Origin of the sequence: Pseudomonas azerbaijanorientalis (assembly GCF_019139795.1) — a bacterium.
Taxonomy (GTDB): Bacteria; Pseudomonadota; Gammaproteobacteria; order Pseudomonadales; family Pseudomonadaceae; genus Aquipseudomonas; species Aquipseudomonas laurylsulfatiphila.
The window spans coordinates 1,435,931-1,448,747 of record NZ_CP077078.1 but is presented as its reverse complement, the minus strand read 5'-3'; the positions used below and the strand labels follow the sequence as shown (position 1 = coordinate 1,448,747).

Sequence of the window (12,817 nt, the reverse complement as noted above, 5' to 3'; positions counted from 1 at the left end):
CAACTTTACCCACAACAGAACGACAACTAATCTCCAAGCTGAATCAACCGATTCAACTAAAAATATGACAAGGAGATAGTCAATGTCTCATTCACACCCCTGCAAAGTTATCGAACCAGCAGACATACAAGCCTCTTATGACGCCGCCATTAATGAAAACCCTGACAATGCCAACATTGCGACCACTGGAAGTCGAAAAAAAAGAGGAGTATCAACTCACTCCAAATTTTGGGCTAACCAGAGGACACTCAAAGTAGCATTTCTCAACCCGCCGTCCGACACACATCGCGAGGCCGCCATAAAAGCCATCATGCTATGGCAACCATCTATCAACTTGAATCTGGAGTTTGTCAGCGGCTCCGAGGGTGACATTCGGATCACCATGGAAGCCCCCTTAAACTACTCAGCCATCGGCACCGACGCCACGCTGCGCGGCCCTGGCGAAAACACCATGAACATTGGCACCGCTCCCGACCATCCTTGGTTTGAAGCTGCGGTATTGCACGAATTCGGCCATGCACTCGGCATGGAGCATGAACATCAACATCCAAAAGCTAATATCCCGTGGAACAAACCTGCGGTATATGAGCACTACTGGACCGCTTTTCAATGGAGCAAGGAGGAAGTTGATCACAATCTATTTAGATTGCTGGAAACAGCAACTGCTCGAACCACTGCTTATGATCCAACCTCAATAATGCACTACCCCATACCCAACGAACTGACAATCGGGGATTGGGCGGTATATAAAAACACAACAATAAGCCAAAACGATCGCCGACTAATGCGCAAAGCATATCCAAAGCCAGATTAAGACATCAATTATCACTCAGCGTAAACCAAACAACGAACCTCTTTATTATTTCACCGCTCCCAACTTGGCCTCACTCAGATCCAGTTCCCCCAACACCTCACGCAACACGTCATCGCCAATCTGGTGCTGACGACTGAGGCTATACAACTCCAGGCGCTGTGCCCGCAGCGCCTTCAAACGTAGACGCCGCTCCAGCAAGTCCATCTGAAAGGCCAAGGCCTGGGCTTCGGCTGAATCGTTGAACACCTCCAACTGGTGCCGGTACTCGGACATGATCCGCGCCTTGAGTTCGGCCGCCAGCGCGGACTGGGCAGCGTCCTGCGGGTTGATTTCTTCTGTCTCAAGCGCATGAATGGCCGCTTCGGCGGTCTTGCGCCAGGCGTCGCGCACTTCGTTGCGGCGCTTGTCGTCCGGGCTGGCTTCGATGCCCCGCAACAACAGTGGCAGCGCGATGCAGGCCGCAATCAACGACAGCAGAATCACCCCGGCGGCGATGAATATCAGCAGATCGCGCTCGGGAAACGCACTATCCCCCATGAGCATCGGCACCGACATTACCCCCGCCAGCGTCACGGCCCCACGCACGCCACCGACGGTCAGCAACCAGCAGGAACGCGCGCTTGGCACCCGGGTTATCTCAGCCTTGCCACGCCAGCGCCGCACAAAAATGGACAGCCGCCAGATGCTTTGCACCCAGACGAACCGCAAAACCAGCAGCACCAGGAAAATCGCCAGCACATCCAGCCCGCGATACAACAACGTCGGCCATAGCGAGGTTTCGTGACTGGCCACCGCCTTGATGATGTCCGGCAACTGCAGGCCCAACAGCAGGAAAATCAAGCCGTTGAAGGCGAATTCCAGCAATGACCAGACACTGCGATTGAGCAGGCGCGTGTTGGTCTGGCGCGGCAGCAGATCGAGCCAGCTCTGCATCATCCCCGCCGCCACCGCCGAGAGGATGCCTGACACTTCCATGCGCTCGGCCAGCACATAGGCCGCAAACGGCAGCAACAACATGAACACCACGTGCGTCGCGGGGTCGTCCCAGCCGCGCGCGATCATCCACGCCCGCAGACGGCCAACCAGCCAGCTCAAGGCCACCCCGACGGCCAGCCCGCCGACGGCGACCAGCACGAACGTCAGGCTGGCATTGGCCAGTGAGAACACGCCGGTCACCGCCGCCACCAAGGCAAACTTGAACGTCACCAGACCCGAGGCGTCGTTCATCAGCGCCTCACCCTGCAAGATGTGCATCAATGGCGTGGGCAGTCGATTGCGGGAGATCGCCGACACCGCCACCGCATCCGTCGGCGACAGCACGGCCGCCAGGGCAAACGCCACCGGCAATGGCACACTGGGTAGCAGCCAATGAATGAAATAGCCGGCGCCAACCACGGTAAACAACACCAGGCCCACCGCCAGGGTCAGGATAGGTCCGCGCAGGTGCCAGAATTCGCGCTTGGGCATGCACCAACCGTCGGAGAACAGTAGCGGTGGCAGGAACAGAAACAGGAACAACTCGGGATTCAGGGCCACATGCAATCCCAGAGTCGGCCACGCAAGCAATGCCCCTGCGGCGATTTGCACCAGCGGCAACGGCAGCGGGATCACCCGTCCGATCAGGCGCGAAACGCCGACCAGCATCAACAGGATCAGGACGGTGTAGGCGGTTTGCATAAAACGTGGTTCCCGGACAATCGACAGCATGGAAGTGCCATATTAGCTGCTTAGACTGGCTGGGGGGCCTTGCACCAATGTCGCACGCCGCAATACCGCCCTCCTGTAGGAGCGAGCTCGCTCGCGATGGTCGTTAACGATTACGCGGCATGCCTGATACCCCGCGGCGCTCTCAGGTTCATCGCGAGCAAGCTCGCTCCTGCAAAGGGATTTATGGCATGACAAAAATACAAACCCGACCACAGCCGCCGCGAAACCGTCCGGCCATGGCATAATCCTCCACCTTTTATTTCCAGCACCTGCAAAGGGGGCAATTCCTTGACCGTTTCAAGCAAAACGTTGCACCTTTTCGGCATCAAAGCCTGCGACACCATGAAAAAGGCGCGCACCTGGCTCGATGAACACGCTGTCAGCTATGACTTTCATGATTACAAAGCGGTCGGTATCGACCGTGAACACCTGACCCAATGGTGCAGCGAGCACGGCTGGGAAGTGGTGTTGAACCGTGCAGGCACGACCTTTCGCAAGCTCGACGACGAACGCAAAGCCCATCTCGACCAGACGAAAGCCATCGAACTGATGCTCGCACAACCCTCGATGATCAAGCGCCCGGTGCTCGATCTCGGTGACCGAACCCTGATTGGCTTCAAGCCAGATATCTACGCGGCCGCGCTCAAGTAAGCAGCCCGTTCAATTTTGTTAGAGGTATTCACATGTCCACTACCCTGTTCAGCCTGGCCTTCGGCGTCGGCACTCAAAACCGTCAAGGCGCATGGCTGGAAGTGTTCTATGCCGCCCCGGTTCTCAAGCCATCGGCGGAAGTCGTCGCCGCTATCGCACCGATCCTGGGCTACACCGAAGGCAATCAGGCCATCGCATTCAGCACCGCACAGGCCTCGCAACTGGCCGAAGCCCTCAAAGGCGTCGACGCTGCCCAGGCTGCCCTGCTGACCCGACTGGCCGAGAGCCACAAGCCGCTGGTCGCCACCCTGCTGGCTGAAGACGCCCAGCTGTCGTCCACCCCGGAGGCCTACCTCAAGCTGCACCTGCTGAGCCATCGCCTGGTCAAGCCTCACGGCCTGAACCTGGCCGGGATCTTCCCGCTGCTGCCGAACGTGGCCTGGACCAGCCAGGGCGCTGTCGACCTGGGCGAACTGGCCGAACTGCAACTCGAAGCCCGCCTGCGCGGCGAGTTGCTGGAAGTGTTCTCGGTGGACAAGTTCCCGAAAATGACCGACTACGTGGTTCCGGCCGGCGTGCGTATCGCTGACGCTGCGCGTCTGCGCCTGGGTGCCTACGTGGGCGAAGGCACCACCGTGATGCACGAAGGTTTCATCAACTTCAACGCCGGCACCGAAGGCCCGGGCATGATCGAAGGCCGCGTATCCGCTGGCGTATTCGTCGGCAAGGGTTCGGACCTGGGCGGCGGCTGCTCGACCATGGGCACCCTGTCGGGCGGCGGCAACATCGTGATCAAGGTCGGCGAAGGCTGCCTGATCGGCGCCAACGCCGGTATCGGTATCCCGTTGGGCGACCGCAACACCGTCGAGTCGGGCCTGTACGTGACCGCCGGTACCAAAGTCGCGCTGCTGGACGAGAACAATCAACTGGTCAAAGTGGTCAAGGCCCGTGAACTGGCCGGCCAGACGGACCTGCTGTTCCGTCGCAATTCGGAGACCGGTGCCGTGGAATGCAAAACCCACAAATCGGCCATCGAGTTGAACGAAGCGCTGCACGCTCACAACTAAGCGTCACCTGTACCTGTAGGAGCGAGCCTGCTCGCGATGATCAAATGAACGACACGGGCTGTCTGGTACCCCGCGTTATCGTTGAGGTCCATCGCGAGCATGCTCGCTCCTACAGGGGTCAGGCGTACAGGCGAACAACATGATGATTCTCTCTCCCTGGCGCGCCGATTTTCCGGCCATCGCTGCCCTGCAGCGACAAGGCCAGACCTATCTGGACAACGCCGCCACCACGCAAAAACCCCAAGCCCTGCTGGACGCCCTGGCGCACTACTACGCCAATGGCGCGGCCAACGTGCATCGGGCACAACACTTGCCCGGCGCCCACGCCACCCAGGCGTTCGAGGACAGCCGTCGCAAAGCCGCGCAATGGCTCAATGCTGGCGATTGCGGGCAGATCATCTTTACCCACGGCGCGACGTCCGCGCTGAATCTCCTGGCCTATGGCCTGGAACACCTTTTCAATCCGGGCGACGAAATTGTCATCAGCGCCCTGGAGCATCACGCCAACCTTTTGCCGTGGCAGCAACTGGCACACCGTCGCGAGCTGAAGCTGGTGATCCTGCCGCTGGACGCCGACGGCGTGATCGACCTTGAAGCCGCCGCCGGTTTGATCGGCCCACGCACGCGTCTGTTGGCCGTCAGTCAGCTGTCCAACGTGATTGGCGCGTGGCAGCCGCTGCCTCAATTGCTGGCACTGGCCAAGGCGCACAATGCCCTGACCGTGATCGATGGCGCCCAGGGCGTGGTCCATGGCCGCCACGACGTGCAAGCATTGGGCTGCGATTTTTATGTGTTCTCCAGCCACAAGCTCTACGGTCCCGATGGCCTGGGCGTGCTGTTCGGGCGCAACACCGCGCTGCAACAGCTGCGTCCCTGGCAGTTCGGCGGTGAAATGGTGCTCGATGCCAATTATCACGACGCCCGCTTTCGCCCGGCACCTCTGGGCTTCGAGGCCGGGACGCCGCCGATTGCCAGTGTGATCGGCCTGGGAGCGACCCTGGATTACCTCGCCGGGCTTGACCAGGACGCCGTGTCCGCCCATGAAACGGCGCTGCATGCCGGCTTGCTCAAGGGTCTTGAGGCACGTCACGGAATCCGTTTGCTGGGTAGGCCACAAGTGGCACTGGCCAGTTTTACCGTCGAGGGTGTGCATAACGCAGACCTGGCGCACTTGCTGACTGAGCAAGGGATTGCAGTGCGCGCTGGCCATCACTGCGCCATGCCGTTGCTCAAACGCTTTGAACTGGCGGGGGCGATTCGGGTGTCGTTGGCGCTGTACAACGACTCCGAAGACCTGGAACGGTTTTTTGAAGCCCTGGATCAGGCCCTGGAGCTGCTGCGATGAACCTGCCTGCCGATGCCGTGACCGCACTCGATACCTTTGGCAAAGCCGCCAGCTGGGAACAACGCGCACGCCTGCTGATGCAATGGGGCGAGCGCCTGCCTGCCTTGAGTGATACGCAGATGTGCGACGCCAACCGGGTGCACGGTTGTGAAAGCCAGGTGTGGCTGGTGGGCGAATTGCGCGACGGCCATTGGCAGTTCAGCGCCAACAGCGATGCGCGGTTGATTCGCGGGTTGGTGGCGTTGCTGCTGGCGCGGGTCAACGGCTTGTCGGCGGCTCAATTGCAGCAGGTGGATTTGCCGGACTGGTTCAATCAGCTGGGATTGGGGCGGCAGTTGTCCCAGTCTCGTAGCAATGGCCTCAATGCCGTACTTCAGCGAATGAATGAGTTGGCCGGTTAATCGCCTTCGCGAGCAAGCCCGCTCCCACATTGGATTTCGGTCGTACACAAAAACTGTATTCACTGAACATCGAATGTGGGAGCGGGCTTGCTCGCGAAGAGGCCATCAGTAGCAACACTTAAATCTGAGGCTTGACCCGCTCCGCCGGCCGCCGCACTCCCGCCACAATCTTGTCCACAGCCTTGGTCGCCGCGACCATGCCGAAGGTCGCCGTCACCATCATCACCGCGCCAAACCCGCCGGCGCAGTCGAGCTTCACGCCATCACCGACAAAACTCTTCTGCAGGCAAATGCTGCCGTCCGGTTTCGGATAACGCAGCTGCTCGGTGGAAAACACGCACGGCACGCTGTAATGGCGGGTCACGGTGCGTGAGAAGCCGTAGTCGCGGCGCAGCGTGGAGCGCACTTTCGACGCCAGCGGGTCGTTGAACGTGCGGTTCAGGTCGCAGACCTGAATCAAGGTCGGGTCGATCTGCCCGCCTGCGCCGCCGGTGGTGATGATCTGGATCTTGCGACGCTTGCACCAGGCGATCAGCGCAGCCTTGGCGTTGACGCTGTCGATGCAGTCGATCACGCAGTCGATGTTCGGCGTGATGTACTCGGCCATGGTGTAGCGGGTGACGAAGTCCGGCACCGCGTGCACCGTGCAGTCCGGGTTGATCCCGCGCAGACGCTCGGCCATCACCTCGACCTTGGGTTTGCCGACGGTGCTGTCCAGCGCGTGCAACTGACGGTTGGCGTTGCTGACGCAGACGTCATCCAGATCGAACAGCGAAATCTCGCCCACGCCACAACGGGCCATGGCTTCCGCCGCCCAGGAACCGACCCCACCGACGCCGACAATCGCCACATGGGCTGCGCGCAGGCGTTCAAGGCCTTCGATGCCATACAAACGGGCAATGCCGGCAAAACGCGGATCTTCAGTACTCATGACCATTACCCCAAAAACCGGCGGGCATTATATGGCGATATGAAGACAAAATCAGTTACATGAAAAATAGAAAGAACTTTAACGAAATCAGATTGCCCAACGTCCGGCAATTCCCTGTCCGCTGCAGGACCAGAGAATGCCCGGTGTAGGATGCGCGCCCATTGGCGACGGCCAACCGTTCCTCCGTTCCACAGTCTTTGGAACCCGAAATAGCTATGTCATCGCGTAAATTTGGACTCAACCTGGTCGTGGTGCTCGCCATCGCGGCCTTGTTTACCGGCTTCTGGGCGCTGATCAACCGCCCGGTCACCGCCCCCAACTGGCCTGAACAGATCTCCGGCTTCTCGTACTCGCCATTCCAGCAGGGCCAGTTCCCGCAGAAAGACCAGTACCCGACCGACGATCAAATGCGTCGCGACCTGGAGATCATGAGCAAGCTGACGGATAACATCCGCATCTACTCGGTCGATGGCACCCTGCAAGACATCCCGAAACTGGCGGAAGAGTTTGGTTTGCGGGTGACACTGGGGATCTGGATCAGTCCGGACCAGGAACGCAACGAACGGGAAATTACCCGCGCCATCGAAATCGCCAACTCTTCGCGCAGCGTGGTTCGTGTGGTGGTCGGCAACGAAGCGATCTTCCGCAAGGAAATCACCGCCGCCGAACTGAGCGTGATGCTCGATCGTGTCCGCGCCGCCGTGAAGGTGCCGGTGACCACGTCCGAGCAATGGCACGTCTGGGAAGAACACCCGGAACTGGCCAAGCACGTCGACCTGATCGCAGCCCACGTCCTGCCTTACTGGGAATTCATCCCGATGGACAAGGCCGGGCAGTTCGTCCTCGACCGCGCCCGCGACCTGAAAAAGATGTTCCCGAAAAAGCCGCTGCTGCTGTCCGAAGTGGGCTGGCCGAGCAACGGCCGCATGCGCGGCGGCGCCGATGCTTCGCCCGCAGACCAGGCGATCTACCTGCGAACCCTGGTCAACAAGCTCAATCGCCAGGGCTTCAACTACTTCGTGATCGAAGCGTTTGACCAGCCGTGGAAAGTCAGCGACGAAGGTTCCGTTGGCGCCTACTGGGGCGTATTCAACGCCGCGCGCCAGCAGAAGTTCAACTTCGAAGGCCCGGTGGTGGCGATTCCGCAGTGGCGCGTGTTGGCCATCGGTTCGGTGGTATTGGCGCTGTTGTCGCTGACCCTGCTGATGATCGACGGCTCGGCCCTGCGCCAGCGTGGTCGCACCTTCCTGACCTTCATTGCGTTCCTCTGTGGTTCGGTGCTGGTGTGGATCGGCTACGACTACAGCCAGCAGTACAGCACCTGGTTCAGCCTGACAGTGGGTTTCCTGCTTGCCCTCGGTGCGCTCGGGGTGTTCATCGTGCTGCTGACCGAAGCCCATGAACTGGCCGAAGCGGTGTGGGTGCACAAGCGCCGCCGCGAGTTCCTGCCGGTGGAAGGCGATTCCAGCTACCGCCCGAAAGTGTCGATTCACGTGCCCTGCTACAACGAACCGCCGGAGATGGTCAAACAGACCCTCAACGCCCTGGCCAACCTCGACTATCCGGATTTCGAAGTCCTGATCATCGACAACAACACCAAGGATCCGGCGGTCTGGGAACCGGTGCGCGACTACTGCGCCACCCTCGGCCCGCGCTTCAAGTTCTTCCACGTGGCACCGCTGGCCGGCTTCAAGGGTGGCGCACTGAACTACCTGATTCCGCACACCGCCAAGGACGCCGAAGTGATTGCCGTGATCGACTCGGACTACTGCGTCGACCGCAACTGGCTCAAGCACATGGTGCCGCATTTCGCCGACCCGAAAATCGCCGTGGTGCAGTCGCCACAGGATTACCGCGATCAGAACGAAAGCACCTTCAAGAAGCTCTGCTACGCGGAATACAAAGGTTTCTTCCATATCGGCATGGTCACCCGCAACGACCGCGATGCGATCATCCAGCACGGCACCATGACCATGACCCGCCGTTCGGTGCTCGAAGAGCTGGGCTGGGCCGACTGGTGCATCTGTGAAGACGCCGAGTTGGGCCTGCGCGTATTCGAGAAAGGCCTGTCGGCGGCGTACTACCACACCAGCTACGGCAAAGGCCTGATGCCCGATACCTTCATCGACTTCAAGAAACAGCGTTTCCGCTGGGCCTACGGAGCGATTCAGATCATCAAGCGCCACACCGCCAGCCTGCTGCGCGGCAAGGGCACCGAGCTGACCCGCGGCCAGCGTTACCACTTCCTCGCGGGTTGGTTGCCGTGGGTGGCAGACGGTATGAACATCTTCTTCACCGTCGGTGCGCTGTTGTGGTCGGCGGCAATGATCATCGTGCCGCAACGGGTCGATCCGCCGCTGCTGATCTTCGCAATCCCGCCGTTGGCGCTGTTCGTATTCAAGGTCGCCAAGATCATCTTCCTCTACCGTCGTGCGGTCGGGGTGAACTTGAAGGATGCCTTCTGCGCGGCGCTGGCCGGTCTGGCGTTGTCCCACACCATCGCCAAAGCGGTGCTGTACGGCTTCTTCACCAGCAGCATTCCGTTCTTCCGCACACCGAAAAATGCCGACAACCATGGCTTCTGGGTCGCGATTTCCGAAGCGCGCGAAGAGTTGTTCATCATGCTGCTGTTGTGGAGCGCGGCGTTGGGGATTTATCTGGTCAACGGCATGCCGAGCAACGACATGCGCTTCTGGGTCACCATGCTGTTGGTGCAGTCGCTACCGTATCTGGCGGCGCTGATCATGGCGTTCCTGTCGTCGCTGCCGAAACCGGCCGCCGAGCCTGAAACGGCACCTGTCGTCTAAATCTTTGCGGATGCACTAAACGGCGGCCAATGGTCGCCGTTTTGCTTTAAGATAACCGCCATTTTGCGGGGCTTGGCGTGTCGCGGTTTGCCGATCGAACCCAATACCTGTGGGAGCGGGCTTGCTCGCGAATGCGTTGTAACAGTTGAGGCGTATGTTGACTGACACACCGCTTTCGCGAGCAAGCCCGCTCCCACATTGAAGCCCAAGCCCATATTCCATGATTCCGGAGTTTTCCATGACGGCCCACGCCGACCTTTCGCCGACCCTTCAACTCGCCATCGACCTGATCCGCCGTCCGTCCGTGACGCCGGTCGACGCCGATTGCCAGAAGCAGATGATGCAGCGCCTGGGCGATGCCGGTTTCACCCTGGAACCGATGCGCATCGAAGATGTGGATAACTTCTGGGCCACCCACGGCCAGGACGACGGTCCGGTGCTGTGCTTCGCCGGCCACACCGACGTGGTCCCGACCGGCCCGGTGTCAGCCTGGCAGATCGAACCGTTCAACGCGCTGATCGACGAACACGGCATGCTCTGCGGCCGTGGCGCTGCCGACATGAAAGGCAGTCTCGCCGCCATGACCGTCGCGTCCGAGCGTTTTGTCGCCGACTACCCGAATCACAAGGGCAAAGTCGCGTTCCTGATCACCAGCGATGAAGAAGGTCCGGCGCACCACGGCACCAAGGCAGTGGTCGAACGCCTCGCCGCGCGCAAGGAGCGCCTGGACTGGTGCATCGTCGGCGAACCGTCGAGCACCACCCTGGTGGGTGACGTGGTCAAGAACGGCCGTCGCGGCTCCCTCGGCGCCAAGCTGACCGTGCGCGGCGTGCAAGGTCACGTGGCTTACCCGCACCTGGCAAAGAATCCGATCCACCTCGCCGCTCCGGCATTGGCAGAACTGGCCGCCGAGCATTGGGACCACGGCAACGATTTCTTCCCGCCGACCAGTTTCCAGATCTCCAACGTCAACTCCGGCACCGGTGCGACCAACGTGATCCCGGGTGACCTGGTGGCGGTGTTCAACTTCCGCTTTTCCACCGAGTCCACGGTCGAAGGCCTGCAGAAGCGCGTCGCCGACATCCTCGACAAGCATGGCCTGGACTGGCACGTCGACTGGGCCTTGTCCGGCCTGCCGTTCCTCACCGAGCCAGGCGCGCTGCTGGACGCGGTGTCGTCGAGCATCAAGGACATCACCGGTCGCGACACCAAGGCGTCCACCAGCGGCGGTACCTCCGACGGGCGCTTCATCGCAACCATGGGCACGCAAGTGGTTGAGCTGGGCCCGGTCAACGCGACCATCCACCAGGTCAACGAGCGCGTGCTGGCAGCCGATCTCGACGTACTGACCGAGATCTACTACCAGACCCTGATCAAGTTGCTCGCCTGATGCTTGCCTGCCCAATCTGCAGCGCACCGCTCAACGCGGTGGACAACGGTGTGGTCTGCCCCGCCGGGCATCGGTTCGACCGTGCGCGCCAGGGTTACCTGAACCTGCTACCGGTGCAGCACAAGAACAGCCGCGATCCCGGGGATAACCAGGCGATGGTCGAAGCCCGCCGCGACTTCCTGAATGCCGGGCACTATGCGCCGGTGGCCAGGCGTCTGGCGGAGCTGGCCGCCAGCTATGCGCCGCAGCGCTGGCTGGACATCGGTTGCGGCGAGGGCTACTACACCGCGCAGATCGCCGAGGCGCTGCCGGATGCCGAAGGTTATGCCCTGGACATCTCCCGCGAAGCGGTCAAACGCGCCTGCAAACGCAACCCGCAGCTCACCTGGTTGATTGCCAGCATGGCGCGGGTGCCGTTGGCTTCCGGCAGTTGCCAGTTCCTCGCCAGCGTCTTCAGCCCGCTGGATTGGGAAGAGGCCAAGCGCCTGCTGAGCGTCGGCGGCGGCCTGATGAAAGTCGGGCCGACCAGCGGCCACCTGATGGAATTACGCGAGCGGCTGTACGATGAGGTCCGCGAGTACATCGACGACAAGCACCTGGACCTGGTACCGGAAGGCATGGCGCTGGCGCACAGCGAAACCCTGGAATTCAAACTGACGCTCCACAGTGGTCAGGACCGGGCGAACCTGCTGGCGATGACGCCCCACGGCTGGCGCGCCAGTGCCGAACGCCGTGCTGCCGTTATCGAGCAGGCCGAGCCGTTCGAGGTCACCGTGTCGATGCGCTACGATTATTTCGTTCTTCAATAACTTCAAACATTTTTGGTCTTGGGCAACGGCTCAAGGCCGGCTAAATCCGCGAATGGATTTTTCAGACCCGCAGTGAGGACATCCATGCGCCAGCCCGATATCGAGATTTACCTGAAAGACGCCGACGTCGATCACAAAGCCATTGCCGCCTGGCTGGGCGCGGCACTTGGCCCGTGTTCGGATTGGGTCCAGAAGGGCCAGACCTACAAGTGCAAGGCCGGCAACGTACCGGTGACCTGGCTGCCAAAAGCGGTCGGCAAGTGGAACAGCCTGTACCTGGAAAGCGACCAGACCCCATGGGACGACGACATCGCCTGCGCCCGCGCCGCGTTTGCCGCGCTGAACGTCGAAGTGCGTTGCGCGCCGGGAACCTGGGTCGAGGAAGAAGGTGAAGAGACGGCGGACCGCTGGATTCGCATCAGCGCCGATGGTGAAGAAGAGATCACCTGGAAAACCGCTTAATAGCCAACAACACCGATCAAATGTGGGAGCGGGCTTGCTCGCGAATGCGGTGGATCAGCCGGCATCAACTGCGACTGGCACACCGCATTCGCGAGCAAGCCCGCTCCCACAATGGTTTTGCGTGATTACAGACCTACAACATCCTCAGCCTGCAACCCCTTCTGCCCTTCGACCACCGCATATTCAACCTGCTGGCCTTCGGTCAGTGAACGGTGCCCCTCGCCACGAATCGCGCGGTAGTGCACGAACACGTCCACTCCGTCCTCGCGCTGAATGAAGCCGTAGCCCTTGGCGTCGTTGAACCACTTCACGTTGCCGGTTTCGCGTGTTGCCATTTGTTCATACTCCCTTTTTATTATTGATCGGGCTTTTCGCAGGAAAGCCTCGGGAACGTCAGCCTGCGCATACCGGTCCCATGTGGGCAACGGCGACA

General features: G+C 60.7%; 12 protein-coding genes. 9 read left to right on the top strand and 3 right to left on the bottom strand.

The features are described 5' to 3' along the window. The first annotated feature begins 82 nt into the window (after positions 1 to 82). A complete protein-coding gene (locus KSS91_RS06285) occupies positions 83 to 814 on the top strand; it encodes a M12 family metallopeptidase (RefSeq protein ID WP_217837369.1) in 732 nt (243 codons plus the stop codon). A gap of 45 nt (positions 815 to 859) precedes the next feature. Here KSS91_RS06285 and KSS91_RS06280 read toward each other — a convergent pair whose 3' ends face one another. Next, positions 860 to 2,491 (bottom strand): Na+/H+ antiporter, encoded by a 1,632-nt coding sequence (locus KSS91_RS06280; RefSeq protein ID WP_217837368.1) that lies wholly within the window; start codon positions 2,489 to 2,491, stop codon positions 860 to 862. 318 nt (positions 2,492 to 2,809) lie between these two features. On the opposite strand from KSS91_RS06280, the gene KSS91_RS06275 reads away from it, so the two are divergent. The 4 genes from KSS91_RS06275 to KSS91_RS06260 all read left to right on the top strand — a co-directional run bounded on the left by KSS91_RS06275 (position 2,810) and on the right by KSS91_RS06260 (position 5,985). After that, positions 2,810 to 3,172, top strand: coding sequence for an ArsC family reductase (locus tag KSS91_RS06275; protein ID WP_217837367.1), 363 nt, complete (start codon positions 2,810 to 2,812; stop codon positions 3,170 to 3,172). A gap of 32 nt (positions 3,173 to 3,204) precedes the next feature. Continuing rightward, positions 3,205 to 4,239 (top strand): 2,3,4,5-tetrahydropyridine-2,6-dicarboxylate N-succinyltransferase, encoded by a 1,035-nt coding sequence (gene dapD / locus KSS91_RS06270; RefSeq protein WP_217837366.1) that lies wholly within the window; start codon positions 3,205 to 3,207, stop codon positions 4,237 to 4,239. 139 nt (positions 4,240 to 4,378) lie between these two features. Continuing rightward, positions 4,379 to 5,584, top strand: coding sequence for an aminotransferase class V-fold PLP-dependent enzyme (locus KSS91_RS06265; protein WP_217837365.1), 1,206 nt, complete (start codon positions 4,379 to 4,381; stop codon positions 5,582 to 5,584). After that, entirely contained in the window at positions 5,581 to 5,985 is a 405-nt protein-coding gene (locus tag KSS91_RS06260; RefSeq protein ID WP_217837364.1) for a SufE family protein, read from the top strand. Before KSS91_RS06265 ends, KSS91_RS06260 begins: the two co-directional genes overlap by 4 nt. Positions 5,986 to 6,103: 118 nt before the next feature. On the opposite strand, the gene tcdA is transcribed toward KSS91_RS06260, so the two are convergent. Then, positions 6,104 to 6,922: a tRNA cyclic N6-threonylcarbamoyladenosine(37) synthase TcdA gene (gene tcdA, locus KSS91_RS06255; protein WP_217837363.1), complete on the bottom strand. Its 819-nt coding sequence runs from the start codon at positions 6,920 to 6,922 to the stop codon at positions 6,104 to 6,106. A 209-nt stretch (positions 6,923 to 7,131) separates the two neighbouring features. Between tcdA and KSS91_RS06250 the strand changes: the two genes are divergently transcribed. The 4 genes from KSS91_RS06250 to KSS91_RS06235 all read left to right on the top strand — a co-directional run bounded on the left by KSS91_RS06250 (position 7,132) and on the right by KSS91_RS06235 (position 12,384). Beyond that, positions 7,132 to 9,723, top strand: coding sequence for a glycosyltransferase (locus tag KSS91_RS06250; RefSeq protein ID WP_015093752.1), 2,592 nt, complete (start codon positions 7,132 to 7,134; stop codon positions 9,721 to 9,723). A gap of 238 nt (positions 9,724 to 9,961) precedes the next feature. Continuing rightward, entirely contained in the window at positions 9,962 to 11,113 is a 1,152-nt protein-coding gene (dapE, locus tag KSS91_RS06245; RefSeq protein ID WP_015093751.1) for a succinyl-diaminopimelate desuccinylase, read from the top strand. Then, positions 11,113 to 11,922: a putative RNA methyltransferase gene (locus KSS91_RS06240; protein ID WP_217837362.1), complete on the top strand. Its 810-nt coding sequence runs from the start codon at positions 11,113 to 11,115 to the stop codon at positions 11,920 to 11,922. The genes dapE and KSS91_RS06240 overlap by 1 nt, the downstream gene beginning before the upstream one ends. Positions 11,923 to 12,006: 84 nt before the next feature. Further along, on the top strand, positions 12,007 to 12,384 hold the full coding sequence (locus KSS91_RS06235; RefSeq protein ID WP_007978418.1) for a hypothetical protein: 378 nt from the start codon (positions 12,007 to 12,009) through the stop codon (positions 12,382 to 12,384). A gap of 125 nt (positions 12,385 to 12,509) precedes the next feature. Here the strand turns inward: KSS91_RS06235 and KSS91_RS06230 are convergent, their stop codons facing one another. After that, on the bottom strand, positions 12,510 to 12,719 hold the full coding sequence (locus KSS91_RS06230; RefSeq protein WP_007954750.1) for a cold shock domain-containing protein: 210 nt from the start codon (positions 12,717 to 12,719) through the stop codon (positions 12,510 to 12,512). Between the last annotated feature and the right edge of the window lie 98 nt (positions 12,720 to 12,817).